The organism is Mailhella massiliensis (assembly GCF_900155525.1).
GTDB lineage: Bacteria > Desulfobacterota > Desulfovibrionia > Desulfovibrionales > Desulfovibrionaceae > Mailhella > Mailhella massiliensis.
On record NZ_LT706951.1, the window covers coordinates 1 to 19,119 of the forward strand.

General features: G+C 58.4%; 15 protein-coding genes and 1 riboswitch. Of the genes, 11 read left to right on the plus strand and 4 right to left on the minus strand.

What is annotated here, in order from left to right; translation table 11 throughout:
- Positions 1-1,050: 1,050 nt before the first annotated feature.
- Entirely contained in the window at positions 1,051-1,587 is a 537-nt protein-coding gene (locus CZ345_RS05400; protein WP_077072171.1) for a methylated-DNA--[protein]-cysteine S-methyltransferase, read from the minus strand.
- Between the two features lie 327 nt (positions 1,588-1,914).
- Here CZ345_RS05400 and CZ345_RS05405 point away from each other — a divergent pair, with 327 nt between their 5' ends.
- Complete coding sequence (locus CZ345_RS05405; RefSeq protein ID WP_077072172.1) at positions 1,915-2,904, plus strand: diaminopimelate dehydrogenase; 990 nt, start codon at positions 1,915-1,917, stop codon at positions 2,902-2,904.
- Between the two features lie 537 nt (positions 2,905-3,441).
- Here CZ345_RS05405 and CZ345_RS05410 read toward each other — a convergent pair.
- Positions 3,442-3,801, minus strand: a complete 360-nt coding sequence (locus CZ345_RS05410) for a hypothetical protein (RefSeq protein ID WP_077072173.1) — start codon at positions 3,799-3,801, stop codon at positions 3,442-3,444.
- 329 nt (positions 3,802-4,130) lie between these two features.
- Here CZ345_RS05410 and CZ345_RS05415 point away from each other — a divergent pair, with 329 nt between their 5' ends.
- The gene (locus tag CZ345_RS05415; RefSeq protein ID WP_077072174.1) at positions 4,131-5,135 is read left to right on the plus strand and encodes a glycosyltransferase family 2 protein; all 1,005 of its coding nucleotides are present in this window, start codon (positions 4,131-4,133) and stop codon (positions 5,133-5,135) included.
- 293 nt (positions 5,136-5,428) lie between these two features.
- Here CZ345_RS05415 and ribB read toward each other — a convergent pair whose 3' ends face one another.
- Positions 5,429-6,082, minus strand: a complete 654-nt coding sequence (ribB, locus tag CZ345_RS05420) for a 3,4-dihydroxy-2-butanone-4-phosphate synthase (protein WP_077072175.1) — start codon at positions 6,080-6,082, stop codon at positions 5,429-5,431.
- 90 nt (positions 6,083-6,172) lie between these two features.
- Positions 6,173-6,316, minus strand: a riboswitch (FMN riboswitch).
- 955 nt (positions 6,317-7,271) lie between these two features.
- On the opposite strand from ribB, the gene tyrS reads away from it, so the two are divergent.
- The 6 genes from tyrS to CZ345_RS05450 all read left to right on the plus strand — a co-directional run bounded on the left by tyrS (position 7,272) and on the right by CZ345_RS05450 (position 13,322).
- Positions 7,272-8,471 carry a tyrosine--tRNA ligase gene (gene tyrS, locus CZ345_RS05425; RefSeq protein WP_077072176.1) on the plus strand — a complete coding sequence of 400 codons (1,200 nt, stop codon included), beginning with the start codon at positions 7,272-7,274 and terminating at the stop codon, positions 8,469-8,471.
- A gap of 8 nt (positions 8,472-8,479) precedes the next feature.
- Positions 8,480-8,839 carry a ubiquitin family protein gene (locus tag CZ345_RS05430; protein WP_239446624.1) on the plus strand — a complete coding sequence of 120 codons (360 nt, stop codon included), beginning with the start codon at positions 8,480-8,482 and terminating at the stop codon, positions 8,837-8,839.
- Between the two features lie 322 nt (positions 8,840-9,161).
- A complete protein-coding gene (locus tag CZ345_RS05435; RefSeq protein ID WP_077072177.1) occupies positions 9,162-10,118 on the plus strand; it encodes a tripartite tricarboxylate transporter substrate binding protein in 957 nt (318 codons plus the stop codon).
- Positions 10,119-10,193: 75 nt separating this feature from the next.
- A complete protein-coding gene (locus tag CZ345_RS05440; RefSeq protein WP_077072178.1) occupies positions 10,194-11,714 on the plus strand; it encodes a tripartite tricarboxylate transporter permease in 1,521 nt (506 codons plus the stop codon).
- An 8-nt stretch (positions 11,715-11,722) separates the two neighbouring features.
- Positions 11,723-12,181: a tripartite tricarboxylate transporter TctB family protein gene (locus CZ345_RS05445; RefSeq protein WP_162274937.1), complete on the plus strand. Its 459-nt coding sequence runs from the start codon at positions 11,723-11,725 to the stop codon at positions 12,179-12,181.
- 67 nt (positions 12,182-12,248) lie between these two features.
- A complete protein-coding gene (locus tag CZ345_RS05450) occupies positions 12,249-13,322 on the plus strand; it encodes a tartrate dehydrogenase (protein ID WP_077072180.1) in 1,074 nt (357 codons plus the stop codon).
- Between the two features lie 501 nt (positions 13,323-13,823).
- Here CZ345_RS05450 and CZ345_RS05455 read toward each other — a convergent pair.
- On the minus strand, positions 13,824-14,738 hold the full coding sequence (locus tag CZ345_RS05455; protein WP_077072181.1) for a LysR family transcriptional regulator: 915 nt from the start codon (positions 14,736-14,738) through the stop codon (positions 13,824-13,826).
- 282 nt (positions 14,739-15,020) lie between these two features.
- On the opposite strand from CZ345_RS05455, the gene CZ345_RS05465 reads away from it, so the two are divergent.
- From CZ345_RS05465 to clpB, 3 genes are all read left to right on the plus strand, one after another.
- On the plus strand, positions 15,021-15,953 hold the full coding sequence (locus tag CZ345_RS05465; protein ID WP_077072183.1) for a DnaJ C-terminal domain-containing protein: 933 nt from the start codon (positions 15,021-15,023) through the stop codon (positions 15,951-15,953).
- 28 nt (positions 15,954-15,981) lie between these two features.
- A complete protein-coding gene (locus tag CZ345_RS05470; RefSeq protein ID WP_077072184.1) occupies positions 15,982-16,290 on the plus strand; it encodes a chaperone modulator CbpM in 309 nt (102 codons plus the stop codon).
- 141 nt (positions 16,291-16,431) lie between these two features.
- Positions 16,432-19,056, plus strand: a complete 2,625-nt coding sequence (gene clpB / locus CZ345_RS05475; protein ID WP_077072185.1) for an ATP-dependent chaperone ClpB — start codon at positions 16,432-16,434, stop codon at positions 19,054-19,056.
- The last annotated feature ends 63 nt before the right edge of the window (positions 19,057-19,119 follow it).

Sequence of the window (19,119 nt, forward strand, 5' to 3'; positions counted from 1 at the left end):
CGGAAGCCCGTTTACGGGCCGCCGGTAACAGAAATGCAGATGTCAGACCGTACATGCGCCTGCCAGGGCGCGGCTGGTAAGAAAGCCTTACAGGCGCACAAGAGGAACCACCGGCTATGCCGGTGGGACCCCATTTGTTTTTCTCATCCCCGATGAAACCGGTCTGGAAATCACACGGGCGGTACTGCCGAAACATGTCGGCATGTTCCGGCGTTTTCCTGCGTGGCAAAACGCGGTGGGCAAAGGGGAAAGACAGAAGGGTCCGTATGCTCCGCGGGGGAGGGGGAAGTTTGTCGGAACCCGGGGGCGAGAATCGGTGAACTCTGTACGCCGGGGTGTTTTGCAGGTGCAGAGGGCGACTTTGAGCTGCGTCCGGTTCGTGCGGCTGCATGGGCCTGCTGCGGCACGGGGCCTCGTTGCAGGAGAGGCGTTTTCCCCCGGCGTCTGCGGCAAGGAAGAGGGGATTCCCTTGAAGAGGTGACGCCCCGGTCAACCTATCCGCCAGACACAGACTTTCACGAAGCAGTCGAGGTGCGGGGGGGGGAAGAAGCAGGCGCTCTGCCTGGTGTTTTGCAGGCTATTCCTATGCGCTTCTTAGGGAACGGAAATTCCTTGTTCTCAGGCTCTACCTCTCCTGGTCGGGTATCTTTTCGTCTGCCTTGCTGAGGAGGGTGCCTGCACGGCAGGCGCTTCTGCCGGATTCGGCGTGACTTCGCACGAAGAAAATTGTTTTTGAACAAGGCCGCAGCCAAACGTCCTGCTCCGTGCCCTGTATGCGAGGGAGAGGAATGAAGGGGAATGTCCGCTTCCGCTGCCTGCCGCTTTCAGCCGATGCCGTTTTTGACCGCGGGAGGGATAACGGTCAGGAGCCGGTGTGTAATTGGAGGCAGTACAGACAGCGGGAGGGGATAACCGCTGCTGAACCTGAGGAAAACTGGACTGCCTCATCATTGATGAAGAGTCCTGCAGATGGCCTATGCAGAGAATACGCGGCGCTTTGTAAATATCGTTTCCGTGCGGAAGCACTGCGTTGCATGAGAAGCGGCTGCCCTAAGGCGCGGGGGAGAATGCGGGTACATGAAAGCGCGACATGTCTACCCCTTCCAGTTTCAGCAGGGCTATCTTGTTGTGTATACCCCCCGCGTAGCCCGTCAGGCTTCCGCCTGCGCCTACCACACGATGACAGGGAATGATGATGGATATGGGGTTGTGCCCCACCGCGCCGCCTACGGCCTGCGCGGACATGGTGTTCCGGTTCATCAGCAGGGCCGCGCGTTCGGCGAGGCTGCCGTAGGTGGTTACCTCTCCGTAGGGGATACGGCACAGCTCCTTCCAGATGAGCTGTCGGAAGGCGCTGCCCGAAGGGGCGAGCGGCAGTTCCTCCGGGGATGTTTTTTCCCCGGCAAAGTATCTGTCGAGCCAGGCTCGGGCCTGTGCCAGCACAGGGCATCCCGGATCGGGCAGAAGCGGTTCACGCAGGGTACTTTGAAAATATTTCTGCCCATCCAGCCACAGACCCGTGAGACGGAGTCCGTCTCCGGCTACGGTCAACGGGCCTACGGGAGAGAGATAACGGATGAAATACATGCGGTCTCCTTGGCAGGCGCTATTGTGGCATATTCCTGAAGCGACTTCCAGCACGGTACGGCGGCACGGGCAGCGGAACCTTCGGATTTTTTCTGTCTTCAGTCTTTGCTGGTATGCCCGGTCATTCTTCGTGCACGGAAGCCGGGCAATTTTTTCTCGCGGGAATTTTATCCACAAAAGTTAATTTTACAATAATGTAACCTATAATACGAAAAAATATCATTTTGGAGAACTGTTTTTCAAAAATGTCATTTTTCTTGACTTTTCAGGCTAATTTCGTATCTTTCTGAAAAAGCCAACGACAACTTCATCATGGAGTATTTTTTCATGTCCAAGATCAGAATCGGTATTGTGGGCTACGGCAATCTCGGCCGTGGCGTGGAACTGGCCGTTGCGGCCAACCCCGATCAGGAACTGGTGGCGGTGTTTTCCCGCCGTGCTCCTTCCACGGTGAAGATTCTCACCGAAGGCGTGCCCGTGTGCCCGCTGGCCGATGTGGCGGCCTGGAAGGGAAAAATTGACGTCATGATTCTCTGCGGCGGCAGCGCCACCGACCTGCCCGAACAGACTCCTGCTCTGGCGGCGCTGTTCAACGTGGTGGACAGCTTCGATACCCATGCCAATATTCCCGCGCATTTTGCCGACGTGGACGCAGCTGCACAGAAGGCCGGAACCGTAGGCATCATTTCCGTGGGCTGGGACCCCGGCATGTTCTCCCTGAACCGCCTGTATGCCAACTGCATCCTGCCCGACGGGCACGACTACACCTTCTGGGGGCGCGGCGTCAGTCAGGGGCATTCTGATGCCATCCGCCGTGTGAAGGGCGTGCTGGATGCCCGTCAGTACACCGTGCCGGTGCCTGCCGCCATGGAAGCCGTGCGCAGCGGCAGCAATCCTGAACTCACCACCCGCCAGAAGCATACCCGTGAATGCTTCGTGGTTGCCGCCGAAGGTGCGGACAAGGCCGCCATCGAGCATGAAATCAAAACCATGCCCAATTACTTCGACGAGTATGACACCACGGTGACCTTCATCACTCAGGAAGAGCTGGACCGCGACCACAAGGGTATTCCCCATGGCGGTTTCGTCATCCGTACCGGCAACACCGGTCTGCACGGTGAAACGAAGCATGTCATCGAATATTCCCTGAAGCTCGGCTCCAACCCCGAATTCACCTCCAGCGTGCTGGCGGCCTATGCCCGCGCCGCCTACCGTCTGGCACAGAAGGGCGAAAAGGGCGCGAAGACCGTGTTCGACATTGCTCCTGCTCTGCTTTCTCCCCGCGACGGCACCGATCTGCGCGCTCATCTGCTTTAATGTTCATGGCCCGTAGCCTGAACCTTCCGTAAAAAATGCCCGCCGCTTATTGTCGGCGGGCATTTTTTACGCTTTTTGCCCCGGAGGGCGTAATGGAATGATAATGCCGTCAGTTCAGGCCGAAGAATCGTTCTGCGTTGTTGTATAGAATGTTTTCCGCCTGTTCCGGGCACGGTTTTTCCAGGTACAGGGCACACGGGGAGAGGCGGGAGCGTACAGAATCCTGTCGCGCAGCATGGAGGTTGCCGCTTTGATGTAGCCTGCGTTCCTGCACCGTGCAGGGCGTAGACGTCGGGAAAGCGGCAGGCGCTGGTGCCGGACGGAGACTTTCTCCCAAGGCCGCAGGCATGGCGGAAGGGTATTTTTCCGCCGGAGAAAGGCCGTGGCCATGTTGCCCGCATGAACGGATCTGCGGAATTTGAGCACAGGTCTGCGGAAGCCGCCGCAGGAGATGACGGCGGGATGTTGTTCTGTTCGCAGAAGTCGTGCACGGGAAAGAGGTTTTCATCGTCGATCGCCACGCCGTGGCCCCCGGTTTCATGAATGCGTGATGCAGGGGCCGTCCAGCACATACGTCGGAGAGGCAGCGTTTCCTCGCTTCCTTCGGGCGCCATGTCCGAGAAAAAGGCCGGGCCAGTTTTCGGGCCGTTTCGGCAGTTCATCGGTTTCACGGCTGTGGGAGTTCTTGCGGATGGGCCACTCCGTCATGTCTCCGCCCCTGTTCCTTTTCTCGAAGAGTTTTTCCATGGGGCTTTTTTCATGGGGGGAAAGCTTCATGCCGAAGGCCCTGCAGAAATGTTTCAGAGCGAAGGGCTTTTCCTCTTCCCTGTCGCACATGTTGCCCTTGCCCGGATGGGGCGCGAATACGGGACGCGGGCGGACGTCGATGACTTTCATGACGGAGTCAGGGTGGGAAAATTGGGAGAGGATGACGTCCGCGGCGGGGGAAGGCGCGGACGCCGGGGCAGATGGAGCCGATAAGTCCGTGACATGCCAGAACCGGAACAGGGGCCAGACTCATGTTATGGAAGGTGAAGGGCTCGCCCCGGAAAGCGGCAGGGGACAGCCTTCATACGGGAACACTATACGGATGCGAACGTCGTATGGCCTTGACGGAACAGGTACGGCAGGCCATATCTATAACTGTGACTTTTCCCCGGCGTGCGTCTCTTCGTCGGACTTTCCGGGGCGGCAAGCAACAGGCTTTCGGGCACAAGGAGCGCATCATGGAATATACGGAAGTCGGCGTCATCATTCTGACGTACAATGACTGGAAAAACACCCTGGCCTGCCTTGCGTGCGTTCATGCCCAGAGCGGGCTGCCGCGCCGCATCGTCGTGTGCGACAACGGCTCTGAAAACGAGGTGGCCGACCGCATTCTGGAAGGCTGGAGCGCTCTTGCCGAGCAGGCGGGGCTGCCCGCTCCGGTGGAGGTCTACGGCTCCGATTCCTCCCCTGCGCCGCTGGTGCTTCTGCGCCGTGAGGAGCCGGAAAGCATCGGCGGGGCCATGAATGCGGGTATGCGCTTTCTGCTGTACGACAGGGAATGCCGGTCCTTCTGGCTTCTGCGCAACGACGCGAGGCCGGAATCCTTTGCGCTTGCGGCGCTCTTGCGTCATCTGGAGGACGACGACCTCAAGCTTCCCATAGGCATGGTGGGGTCCACGCAGCTTGTGAAGGATTCCGACGTGCTGGAATGTGCCGCCGGAGGGCGCTGGAGCCGGTGGACGGGCGATCAGATTCCGCTGGACAAGGGGCTTGAGCGGCATGGTCTTTCCGATAGAAAGGACATTGCAGCGAAGCTTGACTATGTATCCGACGCTTCCTGCCTCATCACCCGGGCCATGGCCGAGGACATAGGGCTTTTCGACGAGCGTTTCAGCGGATTCTATGAAGATGTGGAATACGGACTGCGCGCCAGAAAGGGCGGATACGCCCTGAACTGGGCGCCCGGCGCTCTGGTGCGGCGTATGGACTGTTCCACCGAAGGGCTGACGCCTTTTCTGAGCGTCACCGACGACCCGGAACTCGATCCTAGGGACGACATGAATTTTATCCGGGCTCGCTTTTACCTGCTCCGGCGTGCGCATCCCTTTGCGCTTCCCTTCATGCTGCTTCTGCTTCCTTTTTCCTGGCGTACGTTCCGTTCGCGCAAGGGGCGTTTTTTCATGGTCATGCGTGCGGCGCTGGATGGAGCCGCGGGCCGCATGAAGGAGAGGCAGACTGCGTAACCGACGCGGTGGAAGAAAGCTTTCCCGTGAGAACGCGGGCCGTGTGCCTTGTCACCTCAAGGCTCTCTTCCGGCTTCTGAAGCGTTTTCCGGGCGTGCCTTCCGGCGGAGCAGCCTTTACTGTTTGGACCGGGCAGGCCCCGCAGCAAGACTGTTCCGGCCGCGGATGCTTTCCCTTCGGGCGGCAGGAGGGGGGACCGCTCTGCAGATCGTCGGGGCGGAAGAGGTTTTTTGTGTGTGCCGGGCATGAAAAAAGCCCCGCTTCCTGCGAAGCGGGGCTTTTTCGTCGGAAAATCAGTTTTTGCCTTCCATTTCCATGCGGTACTGTGCCACGTCGTCAACCGTGGCAAGAGGCATGTTGTGGGCGCGGGCGAATTCCGCCACCTCGGGCAGGCGGGCCATGGTGCCGTTTTCCAGCGTGAGTTCACAAAGCACGCCTGCGGGGGTGAAGCCCGCCATGCGGCACAGATCCACCGTCACTTCCGTATGGCCTCTGCGTTCGAGCACGCCGTTGGGCCTGGCACGCAGGGGGAAGACATGGCCGGGGCGGTGCAGGTCTTCAGGTTTCGCATCGGGCGCGATGGCGGCCTTTACGGTGGTGACTCTGTCTGCGGCGGAAACGCCGGTGGTCACGCCTTCGGCGGCTTCAATGGTCACGGTGAAGGCGGTATGGTTTTTGTTGGTGTTGTTCTGCACCATGGGGGGCAGATCCAGTGCATTGGCCTTTTCGTCGGTGAGGCACAGGCACACGATGCCGCTGCATTCGCGGATGAGCAGGGCCATCTGAGCGGGCGTGAGCGTTTCGGCGGCGTAGATGAGATCGCCTTCGTTTTCCCGGTCCTCATCGTCTACGATGAGGACGCCGTTGCCCGCCTTCAGGGAGGCGATGGCGCGTTCTACGCGTTCACGGGGAGAACCGAAGGATTCAAGGATGGAGAGCTGACGCATGACAAACTCCTTTGGGAGAATATCCGGCATCAGGGCGGCATAAGGCACTGGGAGAGAGGAGAGGGGGACGCCCCGCAAAGGAGGCCTGCGATCCATTCTCTTTCGTCCGGACTGTTACCGTCGGCCCCGGAATTTCACCGGATCTGCGGCTCTTCCCATGAAGAACCGCCCGCGGGCTTCCGGCATCGCCGGATCACCGCCGGTGGGGACTTTCACCCCGCCCTGAGAAATATGGAATTATTTTTAATACGTTCCCGTCCTGTGTCAAGAGGCTGTGCGGCCTTTCGGCGGAACTTCCGCATATTCTTTATGCGTATTCTGCCCGGGAGCTGTTGAGCCATGCAGAGGGCAGGCAGGATACGCCGCATCCGCAAGGCCGGCGAGGGGCGACAGGGAGGAAGAGACAGAAAGGCGGGACAAGTTCACTTACGACGGACTGAGGCCGCGTTTCGTCTTCCTGACTGTGATTCCTCGTTTCTTCCGACCGTTGCTGCGGCTTTTTTTTGAGAGCGGAGCGGTTTACGGGCCTGTCCCCGGAGGCGTGTCGCCCGCAGGAATGCTGCGCCTGACGGGAAAATACGAAGCACGGCTGTTTGGGGCAGGCGGAAAGGAGGACCGGGGAACAGGCAAGACGGCCGTGCCTGCTGCCTGGGCAGCTATGCCGGAGCGTATCGGAAAATGTATTTTTCCGATGTCGAGAGACTCCTGTGCATGTGGGCGAGGAAAAACGTTTTTTTTCCCGCAGGCGGCATCAGAGGGGACATTCGGAGCCGTGTTGATCCGTTTTTTTCCGAAAGGGGGCGGAGCAGATCCGGCAGGAGGTCGGGCTTTTGTGTTTTTCTGAAAATTTCGATGAAGAACGCACCTGGGACATGCAGGGATACGGTCTGTGGAACACCTGCCGCCTCCCGGTTTGCCCATCGGAAGGAGAGAAATAACGGTGCCTCCCCGCAGAGCCGTGATGTGCAGAGATTGGCGGGCGCTGCGCGATGGGGAAAAAAACGCGTCCTGATGCCGTATGCCTCCGATCTTCGGGGAGATGGCCTGCGCGCGATGTGCACGGGGCCGTACTCTCCGCCGTTGACAGAGGCGTCCAAGCCTGCGACAATGCCTGCTTGCCCGGCTTCCGGCCCGTCCGGCGGACCGGCAGTAATTACCATTCAGCGCCGCTAGCGGCAGGAGCAATACAGTGATGACCATTGACGAACAGGTAAAGATCATACGTCGCGGCATCGTGGACCTTGTGAGCGAGGAAGACCTCCGCAAGAAACTGGCCCGCGACAAGCCCTTGAACATCAAGGTCGGTTTCGACCCCACCGCCCCCGACCTGCATCTCGGGCATACCGTGGTCATCCATAAGATGCGCCAGTTCCAGGAGCTGGGGCACAACGTCACCTTCCTCATCGGTGATTTCACCGGCCGTATCGGCGACCCTTCGGGCAAGTCCAAGACCCGTCCTCCGCTGACCGAAGAAGAAGTGAAGGCCAATGCCGAAACCTACAAGGAACAGGTCTTCAAAATTCTTGACCCCGAAAAGACCACCGTGGGCTTCAACTCCGAATGGGGCGACAAGCTCACTCCCGCCGAATTCCTGCGTCTCATGTCCAGCTGCACTGTGGCGCGCATGATGGAACGCGACGACTTCGCCAAGCGCTACCGCGAAAATTCGCCCATCGCCATTCATGAATTCATGTACCCCCTGCTTCAGGCCTACGACTCCGTCATGCTGCATACGGACGTGGAAATGGGCGGTACCGACCAGATCTTCAACCTGCTCATGGGCCGCACGCTTCAGGGACACTACGGCATGGAAGCCCAGTGCGCGCTCACCATGCCGCTGCTGGTGGGGCTGGACGGCGAGCGCAAGATGTCCAAGTCCTACGGCAACTACATAGGCGTGATGGAAGCTCCTTCCGACCAGTTCGGCAAGGCCATGTCCATTTCCGACGATCTCATGTGGAACTGGTACGAGCTTATTTCCGTGAAGTCTCTTGAGGAAATCGCCGACATGAAGGCCCGCGTGCAGGCCGGTTCCCTCCATCCCAAGCTGGTGAAGGAAGAGCTCGCCATGGAAATCGTGGCCCGCTATCACGGCCAGGAAGCCGCCGTTGCCGCACGCGAAGGCTTCAACAACGTGTTCACCAGGGGCGGCATTCCCGAAGACGCCATTACCTGGAGCGTGAACAGCGCGGAAGACGACTGTTCCCCCGTGGCCATTCTTGCGGCCACCGGCCTTGTGCCCTCCCGTGGCGAGGCCAAGCGCAAGATTGCGGCCGGTTCCCTCAAAGTGAACGGCGAGAAGCTCACCGACGGCCTCACCGCTCTGCCCGCCGGGGAGTATACGCTCAAGTACGGCAAGAAGGGCTTTGTGGTCCTTACCGTAAAGTAGGCTGTGCCATGAACGACATCAAGCCGGAACCTTTCGGCCGCTGTGCCGGAAACCGCTGCCCGGGCCGTTGCCCCTATCGCGACCCGGAACTCATGACGGCGGAAGGCCACGCAGCGCTGCTTGACGGCGTACGCCCCGCCGAAGGGGAACCGTGGCCCGCCAAGGTGGTGCATGTGCTCCTTCAGCCGGAGGAAAGCATCGTGGATGTGCCCCGTGTCAAGGCCAAGAACGTGGGCATACTGCTCAGAACGCTGGGGCTGAGGCAGGGAACGGCCATCGTTGCCTGCGGAGATACGCTGCTGACGCCGGACACGCCCCTTTATCCCAACCAGCATGTGCTGGTAAGAACGGTGATGAGCAGCGGCTAGCTTCCTCTCGGAGAGGGAGGCGCGGCGTCAGACGGGGCTTTTCCCCTTTTTGTTGCGGCCGACCGGGCAAAGTTCGGAATAGTTATTTTTACCCCTGTGTAATGTATATTTTTAAGGCGGAGCCATGTGCTCCGCTTTTTTTATGGGCAAAAACGGAAGCATTTATTTTCCGCATGTTTCGGATAGGATTTTCCGATTTGTCAAAAGAATGCGCGAAAAATATATACTGAAATAAATCATGACAGGTCCGGTTGTCAGGAAACGGCGGAAACGCCGCAAGAGTGCGTCCGGACGGCACCTTAAATTCCCTTCAGGAGATGTTATGAAAAAGTGGATTGCGGCCTTGTCCTGTTGTTCGCTGCTGGCGATGTCTTCCGGAACGTCCTTTGCAGAAGAAGTGCAGTTTCCGAGAAATGAGCCCATCAACTATCTGATTCCGTTCAGTGCTGGCGGGGAATCCGACCTGTTCGCCCGTATGCAGCAGCCGTATCTGGAAAAGATGCTGGGACAGAAGGTGGTGGTGAATTATAAAATCGGCGCGGACGGAGCCCTGGCTTGGAGCGAGCTGGTCAACAGTCCCGCTACCGGTCACAACCTTGCCGGTATCAACCTGCCTCATATCATAGTGCAGCCTCTGCAGCGGAAGAACGCCGGATATAAGACGCAGCAGCTCAAGCCCGTGATGATTTTCCATGTCACGCCCTGCGTGCTGGCCGTGCGTGCTGACAGCCCCTACAAAACGCTGGAGGAACTTATCACCGCGGCGAAAGAGAAGCCGGGCAGCGTCATCATCGGCGCCTGCGGCAACGGTACGTCCGGCCACCTTGCCTCCGTCATGCTCAATAGGGAGACCGGGCTCAATATTCCCTATATCCCCTTCCCCGGTACGTCGGATTTGCCCATAGCTCTGCTCGGCGGACATGTGACGGCCATTATGGCCTTCACGTCCGGCTATTCCCAGTATGCGAACGAAATGCGTGTTCTCGCCATAGCCTCGGAAGAGCGCGACCCCCACATAGATGCTCCCACGTTTAAGGAACTCGGCTACGACATCGTGGAAGGTTCCTTCCGCGGTATAGCAGTGCCTCCCTCTACGCCCGACGCCGTGGTGGAGAAACTGTATCAGGCCTGCGCCGCCATCAATGCCGAGCCTGAGTTCTCCAGAAAGGCCGGAGAGATGGGCATGACGCTTCTCGACATGAATCCGAAGCAGAGCGAGGAGTTCATCGCCGGGAAGATAGAGGAATATAAGGTTCTCCTCACGGATAACAACAAGTAAGTCCCCTGCCGGGAGGGCACCGGAAAATCCGGCGCTCTTCCGAGCGCAACATGTATTCATTCTCAGGAGACTTGTATGGATATTCTGCTGTCCGCCATAGGCGATGTATTCACGCTTCAGAATATGTGCTTTATGAGCGTGGCTATCTTTCTCGGCATCATAGCGGGCGCGCTGCCGGGCTTTTCCGCCACCATGGCCGTGGCACTCATGGTTCCGTTCACCTTTACCATGGATACCATTCCGGGCCTCGTCACCATAGGAGCCCTCTATGCATCCACCATTTTCGGCGGAGCCTTTTCCGCCATTCTTCTCAATACTCCCGGAACGCCATCTTCCATTGCGACATGTTTCGACGGGTATCCCATGGCGCGTAACGGCAGGGGCGAGGAGGCGCTCTATACGGCCTCGGTGGCCTCCAGTTTCGGCGGCGTCATAGGTACGGTCATCCTCATTCTCTTTGCCGTACCGCTTGCGAAGGTCTCCCTTCGCTTCGGCCCTCCGGAGTTTTTCTGGATGGCGGTGTTCGGTCTTACCATTATTGCCAGTCTTTCCGAGGAATCCATGCTGAAGGGCTTTGCCGGCGGTCTCATCGGCATTATGATAAGCATGATAGGCATGGCCCCCATAGGCGGAGACATCCGTTTCAACATGGGACTCGTATCCTTGCAAGGCGGGGTGGAGCTGGTTTCCGTACTCATCGGCTTTTTCTGCATTCCCGAAGTCTTCCGCATGGCCACTGCACCGAACCAGAAGCAGATGGTGGTGGGAAAGGTGCAGGGTAGCCGTAAGGCGCTGGTGGACGCCTGGCGTAACGTGGTGGGTCATATGGGCAATACCATGCGCTCTTCCGTGCTCGGCGCACTCATTGGTATTCTTCCCGGCGCCGGAGGGAACATATCAAACATCGTGGCCTATAATGAGGCGAAGCGTGCGGCAAAGGACCCCCAGAGCTTTGGTAAGGGCAACCCTCAGGGCGTAGTGGCCACCGAGTCGGCTAACAACGCCACGGTGGAAGGGGCTCTTGTCCCCCTGTTGACCATGGGAATTCCCGGTTCTCCGCCCGCGGCCATCATTTTCGGCGCACTGCTCATGCAGGGCATACAGCCCGGACCGGAACTGTTCAGCAAGAACGGCGACATCACCTATGCTTTCATGGTGTCCTTCTTCGTCTGCAACATTCTCATGGCCGTGTTCGGAATACTGGCCGGCAAGTACATTTTCCGGCTGGTGGTCAGTATTCCTTCACGTTGCCTCATTCCAGGCATCATGCTGCTTACGGTCATGGGCTCCTATGCCATACGCAACAACAGCATGGACGTCATTCTTATGTTCTCGAGCGGCATTCTGGGGTACTACCTGAAAGAGCTGGAATTCGACCCCGGCCCCATCGTTCTCGGACTCATCCTCGGCCCCATAGCCGAACGCGGCTTCGTGCAGGGCCTGCTTATGGGCGGTGCCGTCAGCGTGGAACACCCCTGGCTCATCTTCTTCATCCGTCCCATCTGCATCGCGCTCATGGTCCTCTGTGTGGTTTCCGTGTGTTGGCCGCTCATCAAGAAGCTGCTGAAAAAAAGCCCTGAGACAGGGAAGGCATGAGGTACATCATGAACGGCAAACTCAATATCGATATTCTCGGCGGTCTGTCCGTCTTGGCTATTGCAGCGTTTTTCTTCTTCCAGCTTGGTGACGACTTCTCCATGTTCGCGCTGTTCTTCCCCGAGAGGATGCTGCCAGCACTGGTCCTGCTGGGCCTTGCCGTCATCGTCAAGGGCTTTGTGCGGCCGACGAAACTTGAAAAGCCCGTGTTTCGGATAAACGGGACCATGATTGCGGCCGTGGTGACGGGACTTCTCTGGGTGATTCTTCTGGAGCCTGTTGGGTTCATCATCACGAGTTTTTTCAGCGTATCCGGTTTGCAGATACTGTACATGCCCCGGGATCAACGCAGTCTGAAAAGCGTTTTTGTCAATCTGGCAGGCTCCCTGATTATCGTGCTGCTTTTCTATTATGTGTTCGTTCAGTTCCTTGGTGTGACCCTTCCCGCCGGCGTACTCGGCATCTGATTCCGGTAGAGGGGAAGGGGATACCCCGTCCCCGGCCGTCAACATTCAACCATAAAGGACAAACGTCATGAAAGAATACCATATCGCCGTCATCCCCGGAGACGGTATCGGACAGGAAGTAACCCCCGAGGGCGTGCGTGTGCTTGAGGCCGTACGGGAAGTGACGGGCTCGTTCAGCCTGAACTATGAGTATTTTCCCTGGGGCTGCGACTACTATCTGAAAAACGGCTCCATGATGCCGGAAAACGGTATGGATATCCTCCGGCCTTTCGATGCCATCTATTTTGGGGCCGTGGGGCTTCCCGACCGGGTACCGGACCATGTTTCCCTGCACGGCCTGCTCATACGGATACGGCTGGAGTTCGACCAGTACATCTGTCTGCGTCCGGGCTACCTGCTGCCCGGGGTGAAGAGTCCCCTGGAAGGCAAGAAGTCCGGAGACATTGATTTTGTCATTGTCCGGGAGAATACGGAAGGTGAATATTCCGGTGCCGGTGGCCGATGTCATCCCGGTACGCCGTTCGAGCTTGCGCTTGAAACCTCGGTGTTCACGAAAACCGGCGTGGAGCGCACCATCCGTTATGCGTTCAACTTGGCACAGTCGAGAAGAAAGCATCTCATCTGCGTGACCAAGTCCAACGCCCAGCGTCATACACTTACGCTGTGGGACGAATGTTTCGAACGTGTGGCTCGGGAATTTCCCGACGTGAGAACGGAGCGCATGCTGGTGGACGCTATGGCCGCCCGTTTGGTGCTGCATCCGGAAAGCGTGGATGTAGCTGTGGCTTCCAACATGTTCGGCGACATACTTACGGATGTGGGCGGGGCCATTACCGGCAGTCTTGGTCTGTCTCCCAGCGGCAACATTAACCCCGAGCGCACGTTCCCCTCCATGTTCGAGCCCGTACACGGTTCCGCTCCCGACATCATGGGACAGGGCATAGCCGACCCCATCGCCATGATTTGGACCGGTGCCATGATGCTTGATTTCTTGGGCGAAAAGAGCGCCGCGGAGCTTATTGTAAACGCCATAAGGCATGTTACAGGAGAAGGGCGTTTTCTGGGACGCGACCTGGGAGGAACGGCAAGCACGGCGCAGGTGACAGATGCCGTCATCGCGCACATCAAAGCGTGTAGCTGAAGAGCTTCGGAGAAAAGGAACATACTCTGGTCAGCCACGGCTGCCGTCCCGATACCGGTTGACATTTCTTGGGAGTAGAAGAAAAGAGCAGGTCCTACTGGCCTGCTCTTTTTGCCGCTTCAGGTTGCGGGAACGTCTGGATACTGGCGTGGAATGGAGAGGCCCGTAGATGGTGGCGGGAACGGCGGGGCTGTGCCTGGTGCGTCGGCAGAGGCGCTTTTGCCGAATCTTCCGTGCTGTCGGTCCGGCTCGGCAACATGGCGCTACGGTATCATTACTCCAATGAAGGATATGACGGGCAAAGGGAAACGGCGGAGGCCGTGCTTACACAAAGGAACCTTTGTCCGTTTGGTGGAGAAAGCCCGCATACGTAACACGAGTGCTGTATTTCTTCGGCGCGGATATCGAAGAGCCGTACTCTAGGACAAGGTAGAGGGCACTGTCGCTAAGGCGGATACTTCGGGGAATCCCCGGTTCATCATGATAGGGGACTCCGGTGTTTCATTTCGCAGACGTGTTTTTTGCGGGGGCTTCCTGCTCCTCCAGAAGTATGCTTCTGAATTTGCGGAACAGGGCGTTGTAGTTTTCGTTCTGCCGTTCAATCATGCAGTAGGTGATGTTTCCTACGGGAAGAGACGAAGGCAGAACGGCCACAAGGTCGAGCTGAAGGCATTTTTCTATACAGCATCGGGGCAGGATGGCTATGCCTGCGCCTTCTATGATGAAGTTCTTTATCGACTCGATGTTGTACAGAATGTGCGGCGGTCTGTTTTCATTGTAGAAAGGCTGCTTTTTCAGATAGCTCATGGAGACTTCGTAGAGCTTGGTTCCTTTCTCGCGGATGACGAAGTCGCCGGACGTGCAGGTTCCTTCCTCAAGAAGTTTTCTGTAATGGTCGTACCGTTTGCGGCTTGTCAGCAGCACGCACGGCTCCACAAGAAGAGGTGTGAAGACCAGTCTGGGAAATCCCGAGGAAAAGGGAGCGAAGCCCATGTCCACAAAGCCCTCGTCCACCCAGGAGGCGATGGAGTGGGAGTTGCCGAATCTGAGCTGGATGTTGACGTCGGGATAGTCGGAAAAGACTTTCTGCAGAATATGCGGCAGATAATTGGAACCCATGACGGAAGAGGCCGCGATGTTCAGTATGCCCGAGAGAGTGTTGTTCTTGGCGTTGGCGTTTTTGATGGATTCTATCAGTCGGAAGATTTCCTCGACTTTGTGATAGATGTTTTTTCCGTGTTCCGTCAGACGGACGTTGTTTTTCTGACGTATGAGCAGCTGATATCCCAGCTCCTGTTCCAGCATCTGTATATGGTTGGTCACCGTGGGCTGTGTGGTAAACAAATCGTGGGCGGCCCGGGTGAAACTGCCGGTTTCGGCGACTTTTGCGAACGTCTCGAGATGGGCTATTTTCATGTTTGTTCCGGCATTGCTGGAAATGATGTTTTTCGGAATCCGGCAGGAGCATGACGTGGATCATGGTTCTTTCAGCGTGTCCAGTGTAGTGTTTTTCCCAGGGGGCTACAAGAGGCCCGGGCATTTTTCGGAGAGGAATGTCTGTTCCTCGCCGGACAGCCTTCGCCTGTGCCTTGTCGGAGATCATACGGAAAATCAGGAATGATTCCCCCTTGACTGCCTGCCGGGCGTGCTTATTTCAATGTCGATGCAGGAACATGATGCATCACAGGAGAATATGATATGGGTGTGGCTTACAAGGATTATTACAAGTTGCTGGGCGTCGAGCGTTCGGCATCGAAAGAAGAGATCGCCAAGGCGTACAAGAAGCTCGCCCGCAAGTATCATCCCGACCTGAATCCCGGCGACAAGAGCGCCGAAGAAAAGTTCAAGGACATCAATGAAGCCTATGAGGTGCTTAAGGACGAGGAAAAGCGCCGCATGTACGATCAGCTCGGCCCCAACTGGAAGGACGGCCAGCAGTTCACCGGCGGCCCCGGCTTTGAGAACTTCAACTTCAATTTCAACGGAGCGCAGGGCGGCTTCAGCGGCGTGAACAGCGACTTTTTCGAAGCGCTGTTCGGGCAGATGGGGCGCGGCGGTTTCGGCGGCCATGCGGATCGTGATCCCTTCTCCTCCTTCGGAGGCAGCTACGGCAGGCGTTCCCGCCGCGGTTCCGACGTGGAGGCTGAAATTGAGATCACCCTCGAAGAGGCGCGCAGGGGCGGTACCAAGCAGGTGACGCTTTCGAGCGGCCATTCCTCGAGCAATCTTCAGATCACCATTCCCGCGGGGATACGCGACGGCGGCAAGCTGCGTCTGCGCGGCAAGGGCAACCCCGGTGATCCTGCCGGAGACCTGTACCTTACCGTGCGCTATGCGAAGCACCCCGTGTTCCGCGTGGACGGGCTGGATGTGACCTGCGACGTGACGCTTCAGCCCTGGGAAGCCGTGTTCGGTACCAGAAAGCGCGTACCCACGCTGGACGGCGAAGTGGAAATGAACATTCCGGCAGGCTCTTCCAGCGGACGCAAGCTCCGCATACGCGGGCGCGGCCTCGGCCCGGCTTCCGGCCGCGGCGACGAATATGTGACCGTCGCCATCAGCGTTCCGAAACCGGATGACCTGAACGAAGAGCAGCGGAAACTGTGGAAGGCACTTGCCGGGTTGAAGTAGGCTCTGAGATTGATATTCGAGGTGGGATATGGCGATTGAATCGATAAGCGCGTGCTCTCCCGCAGCCTCGGCGCTGATCGCCTGGGCCGAATTTCTGGAACAGACGGGCACGCCCGAGGAACGTGTCAGGGAACTCATGGAGCTTGGCTGGCTGGAACCGGCCGGCCGTGCGACCCATGCCGTATTGTTCCGCCGTTCCGACGTGTACCGTACCAGAAAACTCACGCGGCTCTGTGACGACTTCGAGATGCCCTGTGTGGCGGGTACCATTATCGTTGACCTTCTGGACCGTATTGCAAGCCTGGAAACGAGGCTTCGCGAACTGGAAAGAAGGTAGAAGCCGCAAGGCTGTTCCCCGGGGAAACCCGGTTTTCACAAAACAGAAAATTTCGCACGGCGCGGGCGTATCCGCGCCGATTTCTGAAGTGCGTGCCGTGAAAGGCCGCAGGTCTTCGCGGTTTCGCAGGGAGGATACATTATGGATATGAACAAGTTTACCATGAAGGCGCAGGAAGCTCTGGGCGACGCTCAGAATCTTGCCCTCATGCGCAATCATCAGGAAGTGGACGTGGAGCACCTGGCTCTCGCGCTCATGCGCCAGAAGGACGGGCTGGTTCCCGGCATCGTGGGTCGTATGGGCGTAAGGGCCGAAGTCGTGGCCGCCGAACTGGAACAGGCTCTGGACAAGAAGCCTTCGGTCACGGGTTCCGGCGTGGAGCAGCAGACCATACGCATTACCCAGCGTCTGGCACGTGCCCTTGCGCAGTCGGAAGAGCTGGCCCGCCGCCTCAAGGATGAATACATCAGCGTGGAACACATCTTCGCTCAGCTCATCGAAGCGGGCGGAGCCATGGGCGACATCTGCCGCAAGAACGGCATCGATCAGGAAAAGTTCCTTCGTGCCACCGCCGAAGTGCGCGGCGGCCAGAGGGTGACTTCCGCCAGCCCGGAAGATACCTACGAGGCGCTTGCCAAATACGGACGCGACCTTGTGGAGGATGCGGGCAAGGGCAAGCTCGACCCCGTCATCGGCAGAGATCAGGAAATCCGTCGTACCATACGCATCCTGTCGCGCCGTACCAAGAACAACCCGGTACTCATCGGTGAGGCCGGTGTGGGCAAGACGGCCATTGTGGAAGGTCTGGCTCATCGTATCGTGAAGGGTGATGTTCCCGAAGGGCTCCGCAACAAGAAGCTCATCGCCCTGGATATGGGCGCGCTCATCGCCGGTGCGAAGTACCGCGGCGAGTTTGAGGAACGCCTGAAGGCCGTGCTGAACGAAGTGCAGAAGGCGGAGGGCCGCATCATCCTGTTCATCGATGAACTCCACACCATCGTGGGGGCGGGCAAGACCGACGGCGCCATGGACGCAAGCAACCTGCTCAAGCCCATGCTGGCCCGCGGCGAGCTGCACTGCATAGGTGCGACCACCATCGACGAATACCGCAAGTACATTGAAAAGGACCCGGCTCTGGAACGCCGTTTCCAGCCCGTGCTTGTGGAAGAGCCCAATACCGAAGACGCCATTTCCATTCTGCGTGGACTCAAGGAGCGTTTCGAGGTTCATCACGGCGTGCGCATCAGCGACTCCGCCATCGTGGAATCCGTGCTGCTTTCGCAGCGCTACATTTCCGACCGTCAGCTCCCGGACAAGGCCATCGACATCATCGATGAAGCCGCGGCCATGATCAGAACGGAAATCGACTCCCTGCCTTCGGAACTGGATGAGATCAACCGCAAGGTCATGCAGCTGGAAATCGAACGCGAAGCTCTGCGCCGCGAAACCGACGAGGCTTCCCGCGAACGGCTTCAGAAGCTGGAAAGCGAGCTTGCGGACCTGCGCGGCACGCAGACGACGCTGCGCAGTCGCTGGGAAGCGGAGAAGGGCGCCATTGAGGGCGTGCGCGGCCTCAAGGAAAAGATAGAGCAGACCCGCCATCAGATCGAGGAGGCGGAACGCTCCTACGACCTTGCCAAGGCCTCGCAGCTCAAATACGCCACGCTTCCCGAGCTTGAGAAGAAGCTGAAGGAAACCGAGGAAAAGGCTGCCGCCGTGAGCGACGGAAAGGAAAACCGTCTGCTGCGCGAGGAAGTCGGGCCCGATGATGTGGCCGACATCGTGGCGCGCTGGACGGGCATCCCCGTGACGCGGCTTCTGCAGTCGGAGCGCGAAAAGCTCCTTGAGCTGCCCGCCCGTCTGCATGAGCGCGTGATCGGACAGGATGAGGCCGTACAGGCCGTGTCGGACGCGGTGCTCCGTGCCCGTGCCGGTCTTTCCGACCCTCATCGTCCTCTGGGTTCCTTCATCTTCCTCGGCCCCACCGGCGTGGGCAAGACGGAACTGTGCAAGGCGCTGGCCGAAGCCCTGTTCGATACCGAGGACAACATGGTGCGCCTCGACATGAGCGAGTACATGGAAAAATTCTCGGTGTCGCGCCTCATCGGTTCGCCGCCAGGATATGTGGGCTATGAGGAAGGCGGTCAGCTTACCGAAGCCGTGCGCCGCAAGCCCTACTGCGTAGTGCTCTTCGACGAGGTGGAAAAGGCTCACCCGGACGTGTTCAACACGCTCCTGCAGCTTCTGGACGACGGCCGCCTGACCGACAGCCAGGGCCGCACCGTGGACTTCAGGAACACCATCATCATCATGACGTCCAACATCGGTTCTCCCATCATGCTGGACGGCATCGACGACAAGGGCGAATTCAAGTCCGGCGTGCGCGATGCGGTGATGGCGGAACTCAAGCGCTTCTTCAGGCCTGAATTCCTGAACCGTGTGGATGAAACGGTCATGTTCTATCCGCTGCGTGCCGATCAGATCGGCGCCATCGTGGACCTGCAGATCAGGAACCTGCAGAAGCGGCTCGACGAACGCAAGATTACGCTGGAACTCACGGACGACGCCCGCAACTTCATTGCGGAAACGGCGTACGATCCTGCCTACGGCGCGCGTCCGCTCAAGCGCTGGATACAGCACAATCTGGAAACCAGACTCGCCCGCGCCGTCATCAGCGGCGACATCCGCGACGGCTGGAAGGTCCGCGTGGTGGTGGACAGGAACGAAGACGGCGGTACCCTGAGATTTGAAAAAGTGGAAGGGTAAGTCCGATAACATAAAAAGAACCGCCCCTCAGGGGGCGGCATGAATAAGGCCCGCGATACCGGA